Genomic DNA, 20,628 nt, shown 5'->3' with positions numbered 1-20,628 from the left:
ACAGGGGAGAGTTATGAGTCAGGCGCTACCGCTAATCACCCGTCAGGGCGATCGCATTGCTATTGTGAGTGGGTTACGCACCCCGTTTGCCCGTCAGGCGACCGCTTTCCATGGCGTTCCCGCCGTGGATCTCGGGAAGATGGTGGTGGGTGAAATGCTGGCGCGTAGTGAAATTTCCCCGGACGTGATTGAGCAACTGGTCTTTGGTCAGGTGGTACAAATGCCGGCTGCGCCAAATATTGCCCGTGAAATTGTGCTGGGTACCGGCATGAACGTGCATACCGATGCCTATAGCGTGAGCCGCGCCTGCGCAACCAGTTTCCAGGCGGTAGCGAACGTCGCGGAAAGTTTAATGGCCGGGACAATCCGTGCGGGCATTGCCGGTGGTGCCGATTCGTCTTCCGTTCTGCCGATTGGCGTCAGCAAAAAGCTGGCGCGCACGCTGGTGGATGCTAATAAAGCCCGTACGCTTGGGCAGAAGCTCAAACTCTTTTCTCGCTTACGTCTGCGCGACCTGATGCCGGTGCCGCCAGCGGTTGCCGAATATTCGACCGGCCTGCGGATGGGCGATACCGCCGAGCAGATGGCGAAAACCTATGGCATTACCCGTGAACAACAAGACGCGTTGGCTAACCGCTCGCATCAGCTGGCGGCACAGGCCTGGGCGGCGGGTAAACTTAATGATGAAGTGATGACGGCCTACTCTCCGCCGTACCGTAATCCGCTGGAGCAGGACAATAACATTCGCGGCAATTCGACGCTTGCCGACTATGCCAAGCTGCGCCCGGCATTTGATCGCCAGCATGGCACGGTGACGGCGGCGAACAGCACCCCCTTAACTGATGGCGCCGCGGCGGTGATCCTGATGACCGAATCCCGCGCCAAAGAACTTGGGCTCACGCCGCTCGGCTATCTGCGCAGCTATGCATTTACTGCCATTGATGTCTGGCAGGACATGCTTTTGGGCCCGGCCTGGTCGACGCCGCTGGCGCTGGAACGTGCAGGTCTGAGCTTTGCTGACCTGACGCTTATTGATATGCATGAAGCCTTCGCGGCCCAGACGCTCGCGAATATTCAGTGTCTGGCGAGCGAGAAATTCGCCCGCGAGGTGCTGGGACGAAGCCATGCCACCGGCGAGGTGGATGAAAGTAAATTTAACGTGCTGGGTGGCTCTATTGCCTACGGTCACCCATTTGCAGCAACCGGTGCGCGTATGATCACTCAGACGCTTAACGAGCTGCGTCGTCGCGGCGGCGGGTTTGGTCTGGTGACCGCCTGTGCGGCGGGTGGACTTGGTGCGGCGATGGTTCTGGAGGCTGAATAATGGACATGAAATCTGCATTCACACTCACCGTTCGCCCGGATAATGTCGCCGTAGTCGCGATTGATGTCCCCGATGAAAAGATGAATACCCTGAAGGCCGAATTTGGCGCTCAGGTACGGGCGATTCTCAAACAAATCCGTGAGAATAAAACCTTACAGGGCGTGGTGATTATCTCTGCTAAACCCGACAATTTTATTGCCGGGGCCGATATCAACATGATTGGCCGATGCAAAAGCGCCCAGGAGGCCGAAGCGCTTGCACGTCAGGGGCAGCAGGTGATGGCTGAAATCGCCAGCTTATCAATCCCTGTAGTGGCGGCAATTCACGGCGCTTGCCTTGGCGGAGGACTGGAGTTGGCGTTGGCCTGCCACGCCCGTATTTGTTCCGACGATGGGCGTACAGTTCTGGGGCTACCGGAAGTTCAGCTTGGCCTGTTGCCTGGCTCTGGGGGTACTCAGCGATTACCGCGGCTGGTGGGCGTAAGTACCGCGCTGGATATGATCCTGACCGGCAAGCAACTGCGTGCTCGCCAGGCGCTCAAAGCTGGGCTGGTTGATGAAGTGGTACCACACTCAATTTTGCTGGAGGCGGCCGCCGAATGTGCGCGCAAGCCCCAGCACGAACATCGTCGTTTGCCGATTCGGGAACGCATTCTTGCCGGGCCGCTAGGACGAAATCTACTGTTCAGTATGGCGGGTAAAAAAACGGCGCAGAAAACTCAGGGCAACTACCCGGCAACCGATAAAATTTTGCAGGTGATCGAAACGGGCCTCGCACACGGGGCCTCTAGTGGATACGAGGCGGAAGCGCGTGCCTTCGGTGAACTGGCGATGACGCCACAGTCGCAGGCGCTGCGTAATATTTTCTTTGCTAGCACCGATCTGAAAAAAGATCCCGGTGCCAGCGTTGAGGCCGGCCCGCTGCAATCGGTCGGCGTGCTTGGTGGCGGTTTGATGGGCGGCGGTATTGCCTACGTGACGGCGGTGAAAGGAAAGCTGCCGGTGCGAATTAAAGATATTAACGCGAATGGCATTAACCATGCGCTGAAATACAGCTGGGATCAGCTGGAACAAAAAGTTCGTCGTCGCCATATGAAAGCCGCCGAACGCGACAGCCAGCTGGCCATCATTTCGGGTGGCACTGACTATCGTGGTTTTGCGCATCGTGATGTAGTTATCGAGGCGGTGTTTGAAGATCTGACGCTGAAGCAAAAGATGGTGACGGAAGTTGAGCAGAATTGCGCCTCTCACACCATTTTTGCATCGAACACCTCATCTTTACCGATTGGTGATATTGCGGCGCTTGCCCAGCGGCCTGAGCTGGTTATTGGTCTGCACTTTTTCAGTCCGGTAGAGAAAATGCCGCTGGTGGAAGTGATACCTCATGCGGGCACCTCTGAGCAGACAATTGCGACTACCGTAAAATTGGCGAAAAAACAGGGTAAAACGCCGATTGTGGTTGCCGATAAAGCGGGCTTCTACGTTAACCGCATTCTGGCGCCTTATATTGCCGAAGCCATGCGGATGCTAGTGGAAGGCGAAAGCGTGGAGGATATTGATAATGCGTTGGTTAAATTTGGTTTTCCGGTAGGGCCAATTCAGCTTTTAGATGAAGTGGGAATTGATACCGGCACCAAAATTTTGCCTATCCTTGAAGCCGCTTACGGTGAACGTTTCAGCGCGCCTGCAAGTTTGATTCAGGCAATTTTGAATGACGATCGCAAAGGTAGAAAAAATGGTCGGGGTTTCTATCTTTATGGTGTGAAAGGGCGTAAAAGCAAGAAACAGGTCGACAAGGCGGTCTATTCTCTGGCGGGAATGGCGCCTCGGCATAGCCAATGTTCGGCACAGCAAATCGCTGAACGCTGCGTGATGTTAATGCTCAATGAAGCCGCTCGCTGCGTTGACGAAGGCATTGTTCGTAGTGCGCGTGATGGTGACATTGGCGCGGTATTTGGTATTGGATTCCCACCGTTTCTCGGTGGCCCGCTCCGTTATATGGATACGCTGGGAGCGGGTGAAGTGGTTGCCCGATTGCAACGATTGGCTACCCAGCACGGTTCGCGGTTCTCCCCTTGTGAGGCACTTATCCAGCGGGCAGAGCGTGAGCTAACCTTTTGGCCAGGTCATGAAACAGTTCCGCTGAATTGAGGTCAAAGTAGGAGAACCCCGATTGAATACAAGGTTTCTGGCTATTTTGTAAACAGATGTTGACTATACTTACGGCAGTAAGGTAAAAAGCAACGTTTCATTCAGTGAATGGATAAGGCACAATGCCCGGCTACCGCGTCACCGTTATGGTGACGCTGGTGCTTCTGGTTAACAAAAGCGGTGCAATATGCAAGTTTTTATTATGCGTCACGGCGATGCTGCTCTCGATGCAGCAAGTGATTCGGTTCGTCCTCTCACCGGTTGTGGTTGTGATGAATCTCGTCAGATGGCAACCTGGCTGAAAGGCCAAAAAGTGGACATCGACCGTATTCTGGTCAGTCCATATCTGCGTGCGGAACAGACGCTGGAAGTGGTTGGGGAGTGTATGACCCTGCCAAAAGAGGTCGACGTTCTGCAGGAGTTAACGCCGTGCGGCGATATCGGCCTGGTCAGCGCCTACCTGCAAGCGTTAGCCAATGAAGGAACGTCATCGGTGCTGGTGATTTCTCACTTACCGCTGGTTGGCTACCTGGTCGCGGAACTATGCCCAGGCGAGGTGCCACCGATGTTTACAACTTCTGCCATTGCCAGCGTCACTCTGGACGCGAATGGGCAGGGTACTCTCAACTGGCAAATGAGCCCGTGCAATCTCAGAATGGCGAAAGCCATTTAACGACGGCACCCACAGGCCTCTGGCCACTTCCAGTGGCCACCTTATGATAAGCATGGCGCCATCAGGCAGCCCGGAGCAGATTTACCCGGCCTGCAAACGGTGCTTTAGCGATAACCCGGACGAGGCGTGGATACCAACTCCGGGGATCGTATCAAGGTAATTCCGGCGGCAGCCACTCTTCAACCTCAATTAATACCAGCAGCGCGGCATCACCGCCGTACTCTTTCGACGCCTGATGAAAAGCCATTACGTGCGGGTGTTGTGCCAACCACAGCGGCGTTTGTTGCTTCAGAATATGTTTACCATGACCATGCATCACGCAGGCACAAAAGACATGCTCCCGGCGGCAGGCGGCGATAAGCGCTCCCAGCTCCTGTTTAGCCTGCATCTGCGTTAAGCCGTGTAGGTCGAGGAACAGCTCCGGGGAGTAATCACCGCGGCGCAGTTTTTTAAGCTCAAAATGGCTGACGTCTTCGCGCACGTATTTCACTGGACCGTTGGTATTCAGCAGTGGCTGGAATTCATCGGAGAAAAAGTGGCTGTTGTCCGCCTGCTCCTGCAGCAAGCGCTTGGGCGGGATCTCGCTGATTTTTTTACGTGGCGGACGATGGACAATAGTGTCCTGCTTAATTTTACGCGTCCCGGTCATCAGCTGCTGAAAGAGCGCCTGATCCTCCTCGCTCAGTGAGGGTGTCTTTTTCATTGATTCTTCTCAGTCATTTTTTCCACTAGTTTACCTTTTCACGCCGCTCCCTGCAGCGAAAACGCTTTTTTCCCCGCAGCCTACGCAAGAATGCTGATTTATCGCCGTCTTCATGGCAAACTAGCCGCCGAATTTACCCCGACGCATGCCCTGGAGGACAACGTGGATAAGATATTTGTTGAAGAAGCAGTCAGTGAGCTGCACACCATTCAGGACATGTTACGCTGGGCGGTAAGCCGCTTTAGCGCGGCCAATATCTGGTACGGTCATGGCACCGATAACCCGTGGGACGAAGCCGTACAGCTGGTGCTGCCAACGCTGTATCTGCCGCTGGATATCCCTGAAGATATGCGTATTGCCCGTCTGACAACCAGCGAAAAACAGCTGATTGTTGAGCGCGTGATTCGTCGCGTCAACGAACGTATTCCGGTCGCCTATCTGACCAATAAAGCCTGGTTCTGCGGTCACGAATTCTACGTCGACGATCGCGTTCTGGTGCCTCGTTCACCGATTGGTGAACTGATTAACAACCGTTTTGCTGGCTTAATCAATCATCAGCCTGAGCATATTCTGGATATGTGTACCGGCAGCGGCTGTATCGCCATTGCTTGCGCCTACGCTTTCCCGGAAGCCGAAGTCGACGCGATTGATGTTTCCCCGGATGCGCTGGCAGTCACTGAATACAACATCGAAGAACACGGCATGATCCACAACGTCACGCCGATCCGCTCCGATCTGTTCCGCGATCTGCCAACCCTGCAATACGATCTTATTGTCACCAATCCGCCGTACGTGGATGAAGAAGATATGGACGATCTGCCGTCAGAATATCGCCACGAGCCGGAGCTGGGTCTGGCTTCCGGTAGCGATGGTTTGCACCTGACTCGCCGTATTCTGGGCTGCGCGCCGGATTACCTGACCGATGATGGCGTTCTGATTTGTGAAGTGGGTAACAGCATGGTACATCTGATGGATCAATATCCGGATGTGCCGTTCACCTGGCTTGAGTTTGATAACGGCGGTGACGGTGTCTTTATGCTGACTAAAGCGCAGCTGGTAGCGGCGCAGAACCACTTCGGCCAGTACAAAGACTGATTATTCCAGCACACAACAACAGAACAACGATAACGGAGTCGTGATGGCAGGAAACACTATTGGACAACTCTTTCGCGTAACCACCTTCGGTGAATCACATGGCCTGGCGCTGGGCTGCATCGTTGACGGCGTGCCTCCGGGCATCCCGCTAACCGAAGCTGACCTTCAGCACGACCTTGATCGTCGTCGCCCGGGCACTTCGCGCTATACCACCCAACGTCGCGAACCGGATCAGGTGAAAATCCTCTCCGGCGTCTTTGACGGCGTCACCACCGGCACCAGTATTGGTCTGCTGATTGAAAACACCGATCAGCGCTCGCAGGATTACGGTGCGATTAAAGATGTCTTCCGTCCGGGACACGCAGATTATACCTACGAGCAGAAATACGGCCTGCGCGACTATCGCGGCGGCGGTCGTTCATCCGCGCGTGAAACGGCGATGCGCGTGGCGGCAGGAGCGATTGCGAAGAAATTCCTCGCGGCGAAATTTGGCATCGTTATCCGCGGCTGCCTGACCCAGATGGGCGATATTCCGCTGGAGATCAAAGATTGGGATCAGGTTGAACAAAACCCGTTCTTCTGCCCTGATCCGGACAAAATTGACGCGTTGGATGAGTTGATGCGTGGCCTTAAAAAAGAGGGCGACTCCATCGGCGCGAAAGTCACGGTCGTGGCGGACGGCGTACCGGCGGGCCTTGGCGAACCGGTCTTTGACCGTCTGGATGCCGACATCGCCCATGCGCTGATGAGCATCAACGCCGTTAAGGGCGTTGAAATTGGCGATGGCTTTGAGGTGGTGAAATTGCGCGGTAGTCAAAACCGTGATGAAATCACCAAGGAAGGCTTCCAGAGCAACCACGCCGGCGGCATTTTGGGCGGGATTAGCAGCGGTCAGCAGATCGTCGCTAATATGGCGCTGAAACCTACTTCGAGCATCACCGTCCCGGGGCGTACGATCGACCGCTTTGGTGAAGAGGTTGAGATGATCACCAAAGGTCGTCACGATCCTTGCGTCGGTATTCGTGCGGTGCCCATTGCGGAAGCGATGATGGCAATCGTTCTGATGGATCACTTTATGCGTCAACGCGCGCAAAACGCCGATGTGACGACGTCAATTCCACGCTGGTAATCATGAAAAAAACCGTTATTGCACTGCTGGCTCTGGTGGCCAGCAGTACGGCGCTGGCGGCAACGCCCTGGCGAAAAATCACCCAGCCGATTAACGGCAGCGCCCAGTCTATCGGGGCGTTTGCTAACGGCTGTATCGTGGGCGCGCAGCCGCTGCCGCTACAGGCCGATACCTATCAGGTGATGCGTACCGATCAGCGCCGCTACTTTGGTCACCCGGAACTGGTGCAGTTTATCCAGCGTCTGGGTAGCCAGGTGCAGCAGCACGGTATGGGTACCATGTTGATTGGTGATATGGGCATGCCTGCCGGCGGACGCTTTAACGGCGGACACGCCAGCCATCAAAGCGGGCTGGACGTTGATATTTTCCTGCAATTACCGAAAGCACGCTGGAGCTCCGCGCAGTTGCTTAAACCCCAGGCGCTGGATTTAGTGGCTGCCGATGGCAAACGCGTGGTGCCGGCGCTGTGGAAGCCGGAAATCGGTCAACTGATTAAACTGGCGGCTGAAGACAAGGAAGTGACGCGCATTTTCGTCAATCCGGCGATTAAACAACAGCTGTGCCTGGAAGCAGGGAATGACCGCGACTGGCTGCATAAAGTGCGCCCGTGGTTCCAGCACCGTGCGCATATGCACGTGCGGCTGAAGTGCCCGGCAAACAGCCTTGAGTGTGAAGAGCAGGCCGCTCCGCCTGCCGGAGACGGCTGCGGCGCTGAGCTGCAAAGCTGGTTCGAACCGCCAAAACCTGGCACCACCAAACCTGTGAAGAAGACGCCTCCTCCGTTGCCGCCTTCCTGCCAGGCGCTACTGGATGAGCACGTACTCTGATGGACAGTTTCTCCACGATATTTATGGTCGAGCCGCTCATGCTGGTGGCGCTCTTCTTTATCGCCATTCTGGCGGGATTTATCGACTCACTGGCCGGTGGCGGTGGTTTACTTACCGTTCCAGCATTGATGGCGGCCGGTATGCCGCCCGCACAGGCGCTGGCAACCAATAAGCTGCAGGCCTGCGGCGGTTCGCTTTCCGCTTCGCTCTATTTTATTCGCCGCAAGGTGGTGAACCTGGCGGATCAGAAACTGAATATTCTGATGACCTTTATCGGTTCGATGAGCGGCGCGCTGCTGGTGCAGTACGTGAAGTCGGATATTCTGCGCCAAATCCTGCCCATCCTGGTTATCGGTATCGGCCTCTATTTTCTCCTGATGCCAAAACTCGGTGAATCCGATCGCCAACAGCGCCTGTATGGCCTGCCGTTTGCGCTGGTGGCCGGCGGCTGCGTGGGTTTCTACGACGGCTTTTTTGGCCCCGGTGCGGGTTCGTTTTATGCGCTGGCGTTTGTCACCCTGATGGGCTTTAACCTCGCGAAATCGACCGCGCATGCCAAAGTGCTAAACGCTACCTCTAACGTCGGTGGCCTGCTGCTGTTTATCATTGGCGGTAAAGTTATCTGGGCGACCGGTTTTGTGATGATGGTGGGGCAGTTTTTCGGCGCGCGTATGGGGTCACGCTTAGTGTTAAGCAAAGGGCAGGCGTTGATTCGCCCGATGATTGTGGTGGTCTCCGCCGTCATGAGTGCCAAACTGCTGTATGACAGCCATGGACAGGAAATACTTCACTGGTTAGGGATGAACTGATGACAACGACCCATGATTATCAGCAGCTGATTTCGATTTTCGACGGCTGCTTTGCCGAAGAGTTTAATACTCGTCTGATTAAAGGCGATGACGAACCGATTTATCTTCCGGCTGATGCCGACGTGCCATACAACCGCATCGTCTTCGCCCATGGCTTTTACGCCAGCGGGCTGCATGAAATTTCCCACTGGTGCATTGCCGGGAAAGCGCGCCGTGAGCAGGTTGATTTTGGCTACTGGTATTGCCCGGATGGACGCGATGCCAAAACCCAGGGGCAGTTTGAAGATGTGGAAGTGAAGCCACAGGCTTTTGACTGGTTGTTCTGCGTGGCGGCGGGTTTCCCGTTTAACGTCAGCTGTGACAACCTGGAAGGTGATTTTGAGCCGGACCGTATCGTATTCCAGCGACGCGTCCATGCGCAGGTGATGACCTATCTGAAAGAAGGTATTCCGCCGCGCCCGGCCAAACTTATCAAAGCATTACAGGATTATTACCATACGCCGGCCCTAACGGCGGAACAATTCCCATGGCCGGAAGATCTCTAAGGCCGTGTTACCCAAAGAGGAAAGAAGATGATCGCGGAGTTTGAAGAGCGCATTCTGGCGTTAATTGACGATATGGTGGAACACGCCAGTGATGATGAGCTGTTTGCCAGCGGTTATCTGCGCGGTCACCTGACGTTAGCCGTTGCCGATCTGGAAGAGGGCGAAGCCCATAGCGCCGAAGCGCTGTACCGTAACGTGACCCGCAGTCTGGAAACGGCAATCAGTGCAGGTGAACTGTCGCCGCGTGACCAGGCGCTGGTCAAAGATATGTGGGATAACCTGTATCAGCAGGCCTCCCGCTAAGTTTGCCGATTGCCCGGAATCGCTGCCGGGCAATCCACTCTCTTATTTCACCGCTTTTCCCTTCAGCAGTTTTCTTACCCACAGCCGATTTGGATTGAGACCCGCCAGCGTCACCGCATCCAGCGGTAGTGGCTCCTGACTCATTTGTGCTGCCAGCACTTCTGCCGCCAGTGGTGCGGAGCAAAGCCCGCGTGAACCAAGCGCACCCAGCACAAAAAGGTTCGGGTAAACCGGCGCAGGTTCGGCTTCCTGCGCATTTTCGTGAAGCGATACATAATGTGCGAGCGTCTGCTCGTAATCCGGCACGTTGCCGACCATAGGCAGATGATCGCGGGTCGCGCAGCGCACGCCGCAGCGCGCTTCATTGGCGCTCACGTCCACTTCCTGCGTCCACGCTTCATTCGGGAAGCAATCAATTAAGCGTTGACGGTTGTTGTGCTGGTCTTCTTCATTGAAGGCCATTTCACGTTCACCGCGATGGTAGCTGGCACCAATACAGTGCTGCTGGTTACGCGGGTTTTGCGGGGTGAGATAGCCGTCGTAGCAAAGCACCTGGCCAAGCTTTGCCAGATTTTCTGAGGTAGGAATATGGCTGACCTGACCACCCACCGCGTACACCGGCAGGTGCTCGGTCTGCGTGAACTGGTTAAGGTTATGACCGTTCGCCAGCACGACGCTCGGGGCGATAGCCGTTTCACCGTCGGCAAATTGCAGCTGCCAACCATCTTCGGAAGACTCAAGTGCCGTCAGCGTTTTTTGCCAGTGCACCTGTAGCCCTTGCTGGCGCGCCAGCGCAAACACGCCAGCGGTTAGCTCGGCCGGGCACAGCCAGCCGCCGAGCGGATACTGAATGCCACCGCAGCCGGTTTCAAGGCCAATGGTCGCAGCGACTTCAGCCTCAGAAGCGGCATGCGCAACCTCCCCAGGAAGATTCAACGACAGCATCTGGACAATTTTTTGCGCGCTTTTTTCATCCCAACCCAGTTGGGTGACGCCACACCATTGATGATCAAACTCAATAGGCAAAGCGTCATACAGACGGCGGGCAAAGAGAAACGCGGCCGGGAAGAACTGGGCCAGTGCAGGATCGTGTGCCGTCAGCAGCGGATAGAGCGCGCCCTGGCGATTGCCGGATGCGCCTTGTGCCGGCGCGTCGTCGGCGCAGTACAGCGTGACCGCCCAGCCGCGGCGCAGCAGGGCCAATGAGAGCAGGGCGCTGGCGATACCGCCGCCGATGATAGTCGTTTCTCGTGCAGCACTACCGGTACGGGCAAACCACGGCGTTCGGGTGGCATCGGGCTGAGGCTGCGTCATTTCACCGATCAGCATCTCGCGTTTACGCCCAAAACCCTTGTGTTTGTGCATGGTGAAGCCGGCTTCCTGCAGGCCACGACGGACAAAACCCGCCGAGGTGAAAGTTGCCAGGGTACCGCCCGGTCTGGCGGTGCGGGCCATGGCGGAAAACAGTGCAGGGGTCCACATATCCGGGTTTTTCGCCGGTGCGAAACCGTCGAGGAACCACGCATCAACCTGTTGGTTAAACGAGTCGTCGAGTTTATAGGTCAATTCATTGATATCGCCAAACCACAAATCCAGCGTCACCCGCCCATCATCTAACAACAGGCGATGGCACCCGGCTACCGGCAGCGGCCACTGGGCCTGCAACTGCTCGGCCCATTCGGCCAGTTCAGGCCAATGCTGGTGTGCCAGACGCAGATCGTCAGCTTTCAGCGGAAATTTTTCAAAACTGACGAAATGTAATCTTTGTAGCGTAGCGTCAGGATGCTGGCGGCGAAAAGCATCAAAAGCCTGCCACAGCGTCAGGAAGTTGAGGCCGGTACCAAAGCCACTTTCCGCTACCACAAATAGCGGATGCGGATGGTGGGGGAAGCGTACCTCTAACTGATTACCGCCAAGGAAAACGTAACGCGTTTCCTCCAGTCCGTTATCATTAGAGAAGTAGACGTCGTCGAAATCTCGGGAAACAGGTGTACCCTCACTGTTGAATTCGAGGTTGGCGGATTGTATGGCGTTTTGTTTCACGTAAGTTACTCGCGCGGCAAGGAGTCAGCCGATCTTAACGATGCGTGCCCGCAGGTGCAAATTTCTGCATAAAATTGCTGATCGGACTTGTTCGGCGTACAAGTGTACGCTATCTTGCCACTCGAAACTTAAAATAGTGATGACTTACAGAGGTATTGAATGAAACGTGCAGTGATTACTGGCCTGGGTATCGTTTCCAGCATCGGTAGCAACCAGCAGGAAGTCCTGGCATCCCTGCGTGAAGGACGCTCGGGGATCACTTTCTCTCAAGAATTCAAAGATTCTGGTATGCGTAGCCACGTATGGGGTAACGTCAAACTGGACACCACCGGTCTTATCGACCGCAAAGTGGTCCGTTTCATGAACGATGCCTCTATCTACGCTTACCTTTCTATGCAGCAGGCTGTTGCAGATGCTGGCTTGAAGGAAGAAGAATATCAGAACAACCCGCGCGTCGGCCTGATTGCCGGTTCCGGTGGTTCTTCAAAAGCACAGGTATTTGGTGCAGATGCAATGCGCAGCCCGCGCGGCCTGAAAGCAGTGGGTCCTTATGTCGTGACCAAAGCGATGGGCTCAGCGGTTTCCGCCTGCCTCGCCACGCCGTTCAAAATCCACGGTGTTAACTACTCCATCAGCTCCGCTTGTGCCACTTCCGCGCACTGTATCGGTAACGCGGTAGAGCAGATCCAACTGGGCAAACAGGACATCGTATTTGCCGGCGGCGGCGAAGAGCTGGGCTGGGAAATGGCCTGTGAATTCGACGCGATGGGCGCTCTGTCCACCAAGTACAACGAAACTCCAGATAAAGCCTCCCGTACCTATGATGCTCACCGCGATGGCTTCGTTATCGCTGGCGGCGGCGGTATGGTTGTGGTTGAAGAACTGGAGCACGCTCTGGCTCGCGGCGCGCATATTTATGCAGAAATAGTTGGCTACGGCGCAACGTCCGATGGTGCCGATATGGTTGCTCCATCCGGTGAAGGCGCAGTACGCTGCATGCAGATGGCGATGCATGGCGTCGATACCCCAATCGACTACCTGAACTCCCACGGTACTTCTACTCCGGTAGGCGACGTGAAAGAGCTGGGTGCGATTCAGGAAGTATTCGGCGACAACAGCCCGGCTATCTCCGCAACCAAAGCAATGACCGGCCACTCTCTGGGTGCCGCTGGCGTTCAGGAAGCTATCTACTCTCTGCTGATGCTGGAACATGGTTTTGTGGCTCCAAGCATCAACATCGACGAGATGGACGAAAAAGCGGCTGGCCTGAACATCGTGACTGAAGCGACCGATCGTGAGTTGACCACCGTGATGTCCAACAGCTTCGGCTTCGGTGGCACCAACGCCACGCTGGTGATGCGTAAGCTGAAAGCCTAAGTCTGACAAGATAATGTGAAAAAGGAGCCTGATGGCTCCTTTTTTTATGCGTTGACAATGACCTGAAATAACAGGCAAACTTCCGCCTCAACGTTATCATTCTGATAATGCGTAAGCGTTTAACGTCAACCAACGCACCTTAATCCTGATAATCGGGTAGAGGGGGCGTGGCTACAGATCCTCGCCTTACTCAGCATTCTGGAGTAAAGCATGACCGCAGTAACTCAAACTAAACGTTCAGCTTCATCAAACGTTTCACTGTTTCGCATCGCTTTCGCGGTGTTTCTGACCTATTTAACCGTCGGTATTCCGCTGCCGGTAATCCCGCTATTTGTGCACCAGGAGCTGGGCTACGGTAACACCATGGTAGGCATCGCCGTGGGCGTGCAGTTTTTTGCGACCGTTCTGACGCGCGGCTATGCCGGGCGGCTGGCCGATCAGTACGGCGGTAAACGTTCTGCCCTGCAAGGTATGTTCGCCTGCGCCTTTGCTGGTGCCGCCTGGCTTGGCGCCGCGCTGTTGCCGGTCGATACGATGGTCAAATTCGGGCTATTAATCGTTGGGCGTCTGATCCTTGGTTTTGGCGAAAGCCAGCTGCTGACAGGTACGCTGACCTGGGGAATGGGGCTAGTGGGCCCGAAACAATCCGGCAAGGTGATGTCGTGGAACGGCATGGCGATTTTTGGCGCGCTGGCCGTCGGGGCACCGCTGGGGCTGTTTATCAACGCTCGCTATGGTTTTGCCGTGCTGGCTGGGGTAACCATGATGCTGCCGCTGCTGGCCTGGGCTTTTAACGGCTCGGTGCGCAAGGTCGCGGCGGTAGCCGGTGAGCGCCCATCGCTGTTTAGCGTGATTGGCCTTATCTGGAAACCCGGAATGGGGCTGGCGCTGCAGGGCGTGGGCTTTGCCGTGATTGGTACCTTTGTCTCGCTGTACTTTGTCAGTAAAGGCTGGTCGATGGCGGGCTTCACGCTGACAGCGTTCGGCGGCACTTTCGTGCTGGTGCGTATTTTGTTTGGCTGGATGCCGGACCGTTTCGGCGGCGTCAAAGTGGCGGTTGTCTCGCTGCTGATTGAAACCAGCGGGCTGCTTTTACTGTGGCAGGCACCTGACGCATGGGTTGCTTTGTCAGGGGCGGCGCTGACCGGGGCCGGTTGTTCGCTTATCTTCCCTGCATTGGGCGTTGAAGTCGTCAAGCGCGTGCCGCAGCAGGTACGTGGTACGGCGCTGGGTGGCTACGCCGCGTTCCAGGATATCGCGCTTGGCGTCTCCGGCCCGCTGGCGGGAATGCTCGCCACCTCGTTTGGCTACCCATCGGTATTCCTCGGTGGGGCGATTTCCGCCGTACTGGGCATTATGCTGACGCTGTGGGCGTTTCGTAAGTAGCGTTTAGGTTCCGGCTCTGCGCACGGTAGGGCCGGCCGCCGCTTTTCGTGGTAAGAAATACTTCACCTGAAATTCGTACATGTTGGTGTAGAGAATAGAGTAATCAATAGGCGTCGATTGCTCATCCACGGCCTGCGTTTGCATGCGAATTATCGGGTCTAACGCGCTGATATGCAGCAGCTTTGCCACTTCTGGCGAGGGCAGTATAGGCTGAATAGATTCGTAGCAGCCCATGATTTTCACGCCGCATTCGTTTTCGATGTAGGAAAACTTCGACTTCTTCATGTGCGCAATCGTCAGATCGGGGAAGCGGCTGGCGGAAAGCCAGGTTTCTTCAACCTGCATGGCGATATTATCGATAAGACGCAGTCGTTTTGCGTAGTACACCGGCTCGCCAAGCGTGACCTGCAAGTTATTGGCAATTTCATCTGATGCCGTCTGTAGCTCAAATTTGAGGATCTGACTGGTGGGCGTTTTACCTTCGTTTTTCGCTATTTCAGTAAAACTATCGAGGTGGGTGACAGAGGCCTGAAAATGCTTGTTTCGCAGATAGGTTCCGGAGCCATGCCGCCTTTCAATCATCCCTTCCTCTTCCAGCGTTTTTAACGCTTTGCGTAAGGTATTACGCGAAACATCATAAAGCTCTGCCAATTCTTTTTCTGACGGTAGAAGATCGCCAATATTGTAGATCGCACTGTTTAATCTGTTTTTCAGCAGATTGATGATGTTCTGATAAACCACTTTTGAACCTCCTTAAATCCTTTTAAAACAATGTGTTGAAAATGCATTCACACAATTTATGGCTGATACGTTCAGCTTTTAGTCCATTTTTGAACAACTTGGCCGCCGTTAACTGTGATCGGAAGACGAGTTACGAAAATTAACAATTATTAAAGTGTACGTCAATTTATGACATATTTTATGAGAAAGGATACAGGGTATGGAAAATATATTGTTGGTGTGCGCTGCAGGGATGTCGACGAGTATGTTGGTAAAACGGATGCGAGAACATGCTGAGTCGGTTAATAATCCAGCGAATATTAATGCATTGGCTATTTCTGAAGCTAAAGAGAAAATAAAGAAAAACGAAGTCAGCGTGGTGCTATTAGGGCCACAGGTTCGTTTTCAAAAGAGCGAAATAGAAGCCATTTCCCAGGGGAAAATTCCGGTTGCCGTAATTGACATGAAAAGTTACGGACAGATGGATGGTAAAGCGGTATTTGAGCAAGCTTATCAGTTACTCAATAAATAATTCTAAAATTAAGGGTTAGCTATGGGATTAATGAATTCTTTTGAACGAGGGATGGAAAAAATCCTCGTTCCTGTTGCTATTAAATTGAACTCTCAGATACACGTTTCGGCAATCCGTGATGCGTTTATTTTGTCATTCCCGATTGTCATGGCCAGTTCACTGATCATTCTTATCAACTTCGCTATTTTATCGCCGGATGGTTTCATTGCCAGCATTCTGCATTTGGGGACGTTGTTCCCGAATCTTGCCGATGCCCAGCAAATCTTCACTCCGGTGATGAATGGCTCGGTCAATATTATGGCGGTGCTGATAACCTTCCTTGTGGCGCGTAATATGGCGATTAGCTACCAGCAAGATGACCTGCTGTGTGGGCTCACCGCAATTGGCGCCTTCTTTGTGGTTTATACCCCGTACGTCATTATTGATGGCCAGGCCTATCTGACCACTAAATACCTCGGGCCGCAGGGGCTGTTCGTCGCGGTAATTGTCGCGCTGCTTTCCAGTGAGATTTTCTGTCGCTTAGCGCGTAACCCGAAGGTAACGATCACCATGCCGGACGCGGTGCCGCCTGCGGTGGCTCGTTCCTTCAAGGTACTGTTGCCGATCTTCTTCGTGATGATTTTCTTCTCAGTCCTCAACTACCTGCTGTCAAAAATCTCGCCTAACGGCTTGAATGACCTGATCTATACCCTGATCCAGGCGCCGCTGAAGGATATGGGGACCAACATCGTCACCGTGCTGATTTTGGGACTGGTCGCCAACTTCCTGTGGATCCTTGGTATTCACGGTCCAAACACGGTTGCGGCAATTCGCGAAACTATCTTCTCGGAAGCGAATCTGGAAAACCTCTCCTATGCGGCATCGCATGGCTCAACCTGGGGCGCGCCGTATCCGATCACCTGGACCGGCATCAATGATGCTTTCGCCAACTGCGGTGGTTCCGGGATGACGCTGGGTCTGCTGCTGGCCATCTTTATAGCTTCACGCCGTAAAGATTACCGCGATCTGGCCAAAATGGCCTTCGTACCCGGTCTGTTTAATATTAACGAACCGGTGATGTTCGGCCTGCCAATCGTACTGAACCCGATTCTGGTGATTCCATTTATCCTGGTACCGTTTGTGAATGCGTTGATTGGTTATGCCTTCATCACTCTGGAGATCATTCCACCGATTGCTTATGCCGTTCCGTGGACGACGCCTGGGCCATTGATTGCTTTCTTCGGTACCGGAGGAAACTGGATGGCGCTGTTTGTCGGTGTGCTGTGTCTGGCTGTTGCCACCCTGATCTACCTGCCATTCGTTATTGCGGCCAACAAAGTTAACGTGTCCGCCGCTGCTGAGCAGAACAGTTAATTCCATTCAGGATATTTTTGTCAGGGATTGACGATATTTTAATAAAAATTCTATTTTGCATTTCACCCTCAGCCAGCAATGGCTGAGGGAACATTATAATTAAATCTTAAGGGTTTCCGATGAATTCAAGTAAATTGAAGGTTAGCTTATTGTCTTTATCTGTCCTCGCGGCATTATCACCGCTAAATGTGATGGCAGCTAAATTAACGGTTGAACAGCGTCTGGAATTACTGGAGGCTGAGTTATCAAGTTATAAAAATAAAGTGGCTGAGCTTCAGCAGAATATTAAAGATAATGAAAAGAGAAATCAGACGGCGACAAATATAGCCCCGCAGTCACCGGTGGCAGATAATATCGAAAATGAGAATAGCGAAAAAAATAACGCGGTAGCTAAACCAGAAGTTAAAGCCACCCAGCAGGTTGCGGTAATCAATACCGAAGGGAATAAACCAAAGGTTGAAAGCGTGACCATGAAGGATATCAGCAAGTTTGTGAAGGAAGACATTGGCTTTAGCTACGAAGGTTACTTCCGTTCCGGCTGGGGCACTTCCAACCACGGTTCGACGCAGACCTATGCGGCCGGTTCATTGGGCCGTTTTGGTAACGAAATGAGCGGCTGGTTCGACTTGACCATGAATCAGCGGGTCTATAACCAGGATGGTAAAACCGCCAACGCCGTCGTGACGTACGACGGCAACGTGGGTGAGCAGTATAACGACGCCTGGTTTGGCGATAGCGATAACGAAAATATTCTGCAGTTCAGCGATATCTTCCTGACCACCAAAGGCTTCCTGCCGTTCGCGCGCGAGGCGGATTTCTGGGTCGGTAAGCATAAGCTGCCGGAGTACGAGATTCAGATGCTGGACTGGAAATCGCTCACTACAGATGTGGCGGCGGCGGTCGGGATTCAGAACTGGGATCTGGGCGTTGGGCAACTGGATGCCTCGCTCAGCCGTAACGATGTCGACGTTTACTCACGTGATTTCAACAACACCACGCAAATGAACACCAACTCCGTTGATCTCCGCTACCGCAATATTCCGCTGTGGCAGGATGGTTCGCTGTCGTTGATGGGCAAATATGCCTTTGCTAACAAGACCGATGAGCAGAAAAAGAACGAGAGCAACAACAGCTACTTTGAGCTGAAAGATACCTGGATGGCGACCGGGATCGTCCGCCAGGAGCTGGATCGCGATGGATTTAACGAGTTTACCCTGCAGGTGGCGAATAACTCTTATGCCAGCAGCTTCTCCAACTTCTCAGGCGCCAGTAACTCGATGGCTCAGGGGCGCTATTACTATGGCGATCACTCAAACGGTATTGCCTGGCGATTAATTTCTCAGGGCGAGATGTATCTGGCCGACCGCATTATTATGGCCAACGCGCTGGTGTGGTCGCACGGTGAAGATGTCTATAGCTATGAAAGCGGTGCGCACAGCGACTTTAACAGCTTCCGTGCGGTGATTCGCCCGGCGTGGATCTGGGATACCTGGAACCAAACCGGCGTGGAGCTGGCGTGGTTTGCTCAGAAGAACACCACGCAGCAGGGGCAGGACCTGAAAGAGTCAGCGTACAAAACCACGCTTTATCACGCCTTAAAAGTGGGGCCGAGCCTGCTGGGGTCGCGTCCTGAAATCCGCTTCTACGGCACCTACATTAATATTATCGACAATGAACTGTCGCAGTTTAAGTTTAACGACGACAGTAAAAATGAGTTTATGGCAGGCGTACAGGCCGAGGTGTGGTGGTAAGCGTCGTTTCATCCGGGCGGTAAATTTGCCGCCCTGGATAATCGACAAAAGAGAATCGCTATCGACCTAATAAAGGGAGAACCTATGATTAAGCTGATTATTACCGATCTCGACGGCACCTTTTTAAACCGTCACGGCGACTATAACCGCGTTCTGTTTCCACACATCAAAAACCTGATGCAGCAAAAAGGCGTCGCCTTTGCGCTCTGCACCGGCAAACAGTGCGAACGCGTAGAAGAGCTGTTTGGCGAGCAGGTGCGTGATTTTTGGATCCTTGGCGACAGCGCCACGCGGATTAAACATGCGGGCGCATATGTTTACCAATCGCTGATAAAAAACAGCCTCGGCCGCGAAATTATTGCCACGCTCGAAGCGGTGAACGACGAACCGGTGGTGATTGCCTGTACGCCGTACGGTGCCTATGTCAAAACGTCGTTGGCGCCAGAGATGCTGGCGAAGGTGAAGATGTCCTACGCCAATGTGGTGCAGGTCGAGACCTTCGCTGAGGTTATGCATGATTTTGTCAAAATCTCGCTGTTTGATATCAAAGGGCGTTGTCCGCAAATCAAGCCGCATCTTTCCGCCTATTTTGATAAGGCTTATATCGTGGTGTCGGAAGATGCGTGGATTGATATTGCCGATGTTGGCGTCCACAAAGGCCATACGGTGGAGATATTGCAGCAAAGGTTGGGTGTGAGTGCAGAAGAGACGATGGTGTTTGGCGATGGGCTCAACGATATTGAGCTGATGACCCGCGCCGCCTGGAGTTTCGCTATGCGCAATGCTTTCGACGAAACCAAACAGGCCGCGCGGTTTATTACCGGCTACAACGACGACGACGCGGTGATGACCACTATCGAGCAGGTGCTGAAACTACAACAGTAGCCAAAGCAGCGCAAACACCACCACGATCACCACAAATGCCAGCCCCGGACGTGCCGACAGCGTTTTCAGCGAGGTAATGACCGGGGCGAATGGCGCATAAATCGGCTGCACATCGCGAGCTTCCAGCGTGTGAGCCTGCGAAATTTTCTCACGTTCAATACGCTTTAAGAACAGCAGCGTCAGCAGCTCCTGGATTTGCACCGGAGTCAGTACCGTTTGCGGTGTCCCGTTCCAGTTTTGCTGGGCAAAATCGCGAACCAGCTGAGATTCCTGCGGTTCCATCGGCTGCTTGAGTGCGGCCTGCAGCGTATGGAGCGTTGGTGCCGGATGCGTGCTGAGCGTCAGGCGGGCCTGTAAAAGCGTCACCATAGCGTTAAAATGCTTCGCGGGCAGCGGGTCTCCCGACTTCACGCCGGCGAGCTCCAGCAGCGATTTCCAGATCAGTTTACTCGAATCCCCGGTGGCCGCAGAAACCTTGGTCACCAGCTGGTTCAGCGTGTTTTGCTCCGCCGGAAGCAGCGGGCGGTCGGTTGCCGGGCGTTGCTGCGGCTGCGGGATAGACAGCTGTCCCTGCTGCAATAGCTGCAGCACGTTTTTCAACTGCTGCGGCGTCAGCTGGCTGAGGGCTGTCTGCCCAAACTGCTGGCGAATGTAATCGCTGACGGCCTGGCGATTATTGCCCTGGCCGAGCAGCTCGGTAAGCTGCGACAGCGTTTGACGTACGCTAAGCTTTTGCTCAGCGGTACCGATGCGCTGATTGAGATTTTGTTCAGCTGCGGGAAAGTGGCGCGCCTGCAACGGCGTGTCATTCTTCAAGCCCAGATCGTGTTTAACCCCTGCCCAGACTTCCGCGTTTTGCTGTGAAGTCATGGCGATTAATCGCGTAATAAGCCGCTCCAGCACCGTACGTTGCTGGGTACTTAACGGCTGTTCTCCCGCTGGGGAGAGGGGAGTGGTGCCAGCCCCCGGAGGGCGCGCAGGCATACCTGAAATGGGTTGCGTCATGATTCATCCTTTCCATAT

The 20,628-nt window shown here is 54.1% G+C and carries 19 protein-coding genes; 15 read left to right on the top strand and 4 right to left on the bottom strand.

Annotated features, from left to right (window positions below; all coding sequences use genetic code 11):
- Positions 1-13 precede the first annotated feature (13 nt).
- From fadI to sixA, 3 genes are all read left to right on the top strand, one after another.
- Positions 14-1,324, top strand: a complete 1,311-nt coding sequence (gene fadI, locus LZ634_RS03065) for an acetyl-CoA C-acyltransferase FadI (RefSeq protein WP_234502298.1) — start codon at positions 14-16, stop codon at positions 1,322-1,324.
- Entirely contained in the window at positions 1,324-3,474 is a 2,151-nt protein-coding gene (fadJ, locus tag LZ634_RS03060; protein WP_234502297.1) for a fatty acid oxidation complex subunit alpha FadJ, read from the top strand. The genes fadI and fadJ overlap by 1 nt, the downstream gene beginning before the upstream one ends.
- Positions 3,475-3,661: 187 nt before the next feature.
- Positions 3,662-4,147 carry a phosphohistidine phosphatase SixA gene (gene sixA / locus LZ634_RS03055; RefSeq protein WP_234502296.1) on the top strand — a complete coding sequence of 162 codons (486 nt, stop codon included), beginning with the start codon at positions 3,662-3,664 and terminating at the stop codon, positions 4,145-4,147.
- A 151-nt stretch (positions 4,148-4,298) separates the two neighbouring features.
- Here the strand turns inward: sixA and smrB are convergent, their stop codons facing one another.
- The gene (smrB, locus tag LZ634_RS03050) at positions 4,299-4,850 is read right to left on the bottom strand and encodes an endonuclease SmrB (protein WP_234502295.1); all 552 of its coding nucleotides are present in this window, start codon (positions 4,848-4,850) and stop codon (positions 4,299-4,301) included.
- Between the two features lie 162 nt (positions 4,851-5,012).
- On the opposite strand from smrB, the gene prmB reads away from it, so the two are divergent.
- Genes prmB through LZ634_RS03020 form a run of 6 tightly spaced genes read left to right on the top strand, consistent with a single transcriptional unit; the run spans position 5,013 to position 9,558 of the window.
- Positions 5,013-5,945 (top strand): 50S ribosomal protein L3 N(5)-glutamine methyltransferase, encoded by a 933-nt coding sequence (gene prmB, locus LZ634_RS03045; protein ID WP_234502294.1) that lies wholly within the window; start codon positions 5,013-5,015, stop codon positions 5,943-5,945.
- A 43-nt stretch (positions 5,946-5,988) separates the two neighbouring features.
- Positions 5,989-7,074, top strand: a complete 1,086-nt coding sequence (gene aroC / locus LZ634_RS03040) for a chorismate synthase (protein ID WP_234502293.1) — start codon at positions 5,989-5,991, stop codon at positions 7,072-7,074.
- A 2-nt stretch (positions 7,075-7,076) separates the two neighbouring features.
- Positions 7,077-7,901, top strand: a complete 825-nt coding sequence (mepA, locus tag LZ634_RS03035; protein ID WP_234502292.1) for a penicillin-insensitive murein endopeptidase — start codon at positions 7,077-7,079, stop codon at positions 7,899-7,901.
- The gene (locus tag LZ634_RS03030) at positions 7,901-8,710 is read left to right on the top strand and encodes a sulfite exporter TauE/SafE family protein (protein WP_234502291.1); all 810 of its coding nucleotides are present in this window, start codon (positions 7,901-7,903) and stop codon (positions 8,708-8,710) included. Before mepA ends, LZ634_RS03030 begins: the two co-directional genes overlap by 1 nt.
- Entirely contained in the window at positions 8,710-9,255 is a 546-nt protein-coding gene (locus LZ634_RS03025) for an elongation factor P hydroxylase (protein WP_234502290.1), read from the top strand. Before LZ634_RS03030 ends, LZ634_RS03025 begins: the two co-directional genes overlap by 1 nt.
- Positions 9,256-9,282: 27 nt before the next feature.
- The gene (locus LZ634_RS03020) at positions 9,283-9,558 is read left to right on the top strand and encodes a YfcL family protein (protein ID WP_234502289.1); all 276 of its coding nucleotides are present in this window, start codon (positions 9,283-9,285) and stop codon (positions 9,556-9,558) included.
- 42 nt (positions 9,559-9,600) lie between these two features.
- Here LZ634_RS03020 and mnmC read toward each other — a convergent pair whose 3' ends face one another.
- The gene (gene mnmC / locus LZ634_RS03015; protein ID WP_234502288.1) at positions 9,601-11,601 is read right to left on the bottom strand and encodes a bifunctional tRNA (5-methylaminomethyl-2-thiouridine)(34)-methyltransferase MnmD/FAD-dependent 5-carboxymethylaminomethyl-2-thiouridine(34) oxidoreductase MnmC; all 2,001 of its coding nucleotides are present in this window, start codon (positions 11,599-11,601) and stop codon (positions 9,601-9,603) included.
- Between the two features lie 159 nt (positions 11,602-11,760).
- On the opposite strand from mnmC, the gene fabB reads away from it, so the two are divergent.
- A complete protein-coding gene (gene fabB, locus LZ634_RS03010; protein WP_234502287.1) occupies positions 11,761-12,978 on the top strand; it encodes a beta-ketoacyl-ACP synthase I in 1,218 nt (405 codons plus the stop codon).
- A gap of 210 nt (positions 12,979-13,188) precedes the next feature.
- Positions 13,189-14,364, top strand: a complete 1,176-nt coding sequence (locus tag LZ634_RS03005) for an MFS transporter (protein WP_234502286.1) — start codon at positions 13,189-13,191, stop codon at positions 14,362-14,364.
- Between the two features lie 3 nt (positions 14,365-14,367).
- Here the strand turns inward: LZ634_RS03005 and LZ634_RS03000 are convergent, their stop codons facing one another.
- Positions 14,368-15,105: a GntR family transcriptional regulator gene (locus LZ634_RS03000; protein ID WP_234502285.1), complete on the bottom strand. Its 738-nt coding sequence runs from the start codon at positions 15,103-15,105 to the stop codon at positions 14,368-14,370.
- A gap of 199 nt (positions 15,106-15,304) precedes the next feature.
- Between LZ634_RS03000 and LZ634_RS02995 the strand changes: the two genes are divergently transcribed.
- The 4 genes from LZ634_RS02995 (at position 15,305) to LZ634_RS02980 (ending at position 19,605) form a co-directional block, all read left to right on the top strand.
- The gene (locus LZ634_RS02995; RefSeq protein WP_234502284.1) at positions 15,305-15,616 is read left to right on the top strand and encodes a PTS sugar transporter subunit IIB; all 312 of its coding nucleotides are present in this window, start codon (positions 15,305-15,307) and stop codon (positions 15,614-15,616) included.
- Positions 15,617-15,637: 21 nt separating this feature from the next.
- Positions 15,638-16,969, top strand: coding sequence for a PTS sugar transporter subunit IIC (locus tag LZ634_RS02990; protein ID WP_234502283.1), 1,332 nt, complete (start codon positions 15,638-15,640; stop codon positions 16,967-16,969).
- 119 nt (positions 16,970-17,088) lie between these two features.
- The gene (locus tag LZ634_RS02985) at positions 17,089-18,720 is read left to right on the top strand and encodes a carbohydrate porin (RefSeq protein ID WP_234502282.1); all 1,632 of its coding nucleotides are present in this window, start codon (positions 17,089-17,091) and stop codon (positions 18,718-18,720) included.
- Between the two features lie 84 nt (positions 18,721-18,804).
- Positions 18,805-19,605, top strand: coding sequence for an HAD-IIB family hydrolase (locus LZ634_RS02980; RefSeq protein WP_234502281.1), 801 nt, complete (start codon positions 18,805-18,807; stop codon positions 19,603-19,605).
- Here the strand turns inward: LZ634_RS02980 and flk are convergent.
- Positions 19,594-20,610: a flagella biosynthesis regulator Flk gene (flk, locus tag LZ634_RS02975; RefSeq protein WP_234502280.1), complete on the bottom strand. Its 1,017-nt coding sequence runs from the start codon at positions 20,608-20,610 to the stop codon at positions 19,594-19,596. The two genes, LZ634_RS02980 and flk, sit on opposite strands and share 12 nt — an antisense overlap.
- Positions 20,611-20,628 lie beyond the last annotated feature (18 nt).

It is taken from the genome of Kluyvera intermedia (assembly GCF_021440345.1).
Lineage (GTDB): Bacteria > Pseudomonadota > Gammaproteobacteria > Enterobacterales > Enterobacteriaceae > Kluyvera > Kluyvera intermedia_A.
Note: the sequence above shows the minus strand (reverse complement) of the source record. Positions and strands in the feature narration are given on the sequence as shown.

Coding starts and splice junctions, on each gene's coding strand:
- aroC (WP_234502293.1), top strand. CDS start 5,989: ATGGCAGGAAACACTATTGGACAACTCTTTCGCGTAACCACCTTCGGT.
- LZ634_RS02995 (WP_234502284.1), top strand. CDS start 15,305: ATGGAAAATATATTGTTGGTGTGCGCTGCAGGGATGTCGACGAGTATG.
- mepA (WP_234502292.1), top strand. CDS start 7,077: ATGAAAAAAACCGTTATTGCACTGCTGGCTCTGGTGGCCAGCAGTACG.
- LZ634_RS02990 (WP_234502283.1), top strand. CDS start 15,638: ATGGGATTAATGAATTCTTTTGAACGAGGGATGGAAAAAATCCTCGTT.
- LZ634_RS03025 (WP_234502290.1), top strand. CDS start 8,710: ATGACAACGACCCATGATTATCAGCAGCTGATTTCGATTTTCGACGGC.
- LZ634_RS02980 (WP_234502281.1), top strand. CDS start 18,805: ATGATTAAGCTGATTATTACCGATCTCGACGGCACCTTTTTAAACCGT.
- fadI (WP_234502298.1), top strand. CDS start 14: ATGAGTCAGGCGCTACCGCTAATCACCCGTCAGGGCGATCGCATTGCT.
- LZ634_RS03030 (WP_234502291.1), top strand. CDS start 7,901: ATGGACAGTTTCTCCACGATATTTATGGTCGAGCCGCTCATGCTGGTG.
- LZ634_RS03020 (WP_234502289.1), top strand. CDS start 9,283: ATGATCGCGGAGTTTGAAGAGCGCATTCTGGCGTTAATTGACGATATG.
- LZ634_RS02985 (WP_234502282.1), top strand. CDS start 17,089: ATGAATTCAAGTAAATTGAAGGTTAGCTTATTGTCTTTATCTGTCCTC.
- fabB (WP_234502287.1), top strand. CDS start 11,761: ATGAAACGTGCAGTGATTACTGGCCTGGGTATCGTTTCCAGCATCGGT.
- smrB (WP_234502295.1), bottom strand. CDS start 4,850: ATGAAAAAGACACCCTCACTGAGCGAGGAGGATCAGGCGCTCTTTCAG.
- sixA (WP_234502296.1), top strand. CDS start 3,662: ATGCAAGTTTTTATTATGCGTCACGGCGATGCTGCTCTCGATGCAGCA.
- fadJ (WP_234502297.1), top strand. CDS start 1,324: ATGGACATGAAATCTGCATTCACACTCACCGTTCGCCCGGATAATGTC.
- LZ634_RS03005 (WP_234502286.1), top strand. CDS start 13,189: ATGACCGCAGTAACTCAAACTAAACGTTCAGCTTCATCAAACGTTTCA.
- flk (WP_234502280.1), bottom strand. CDS start 20,610: ATGACGCAACCCATTTCAGGTATGCCTGCGCGCCCTCCGGGGGCTGGC.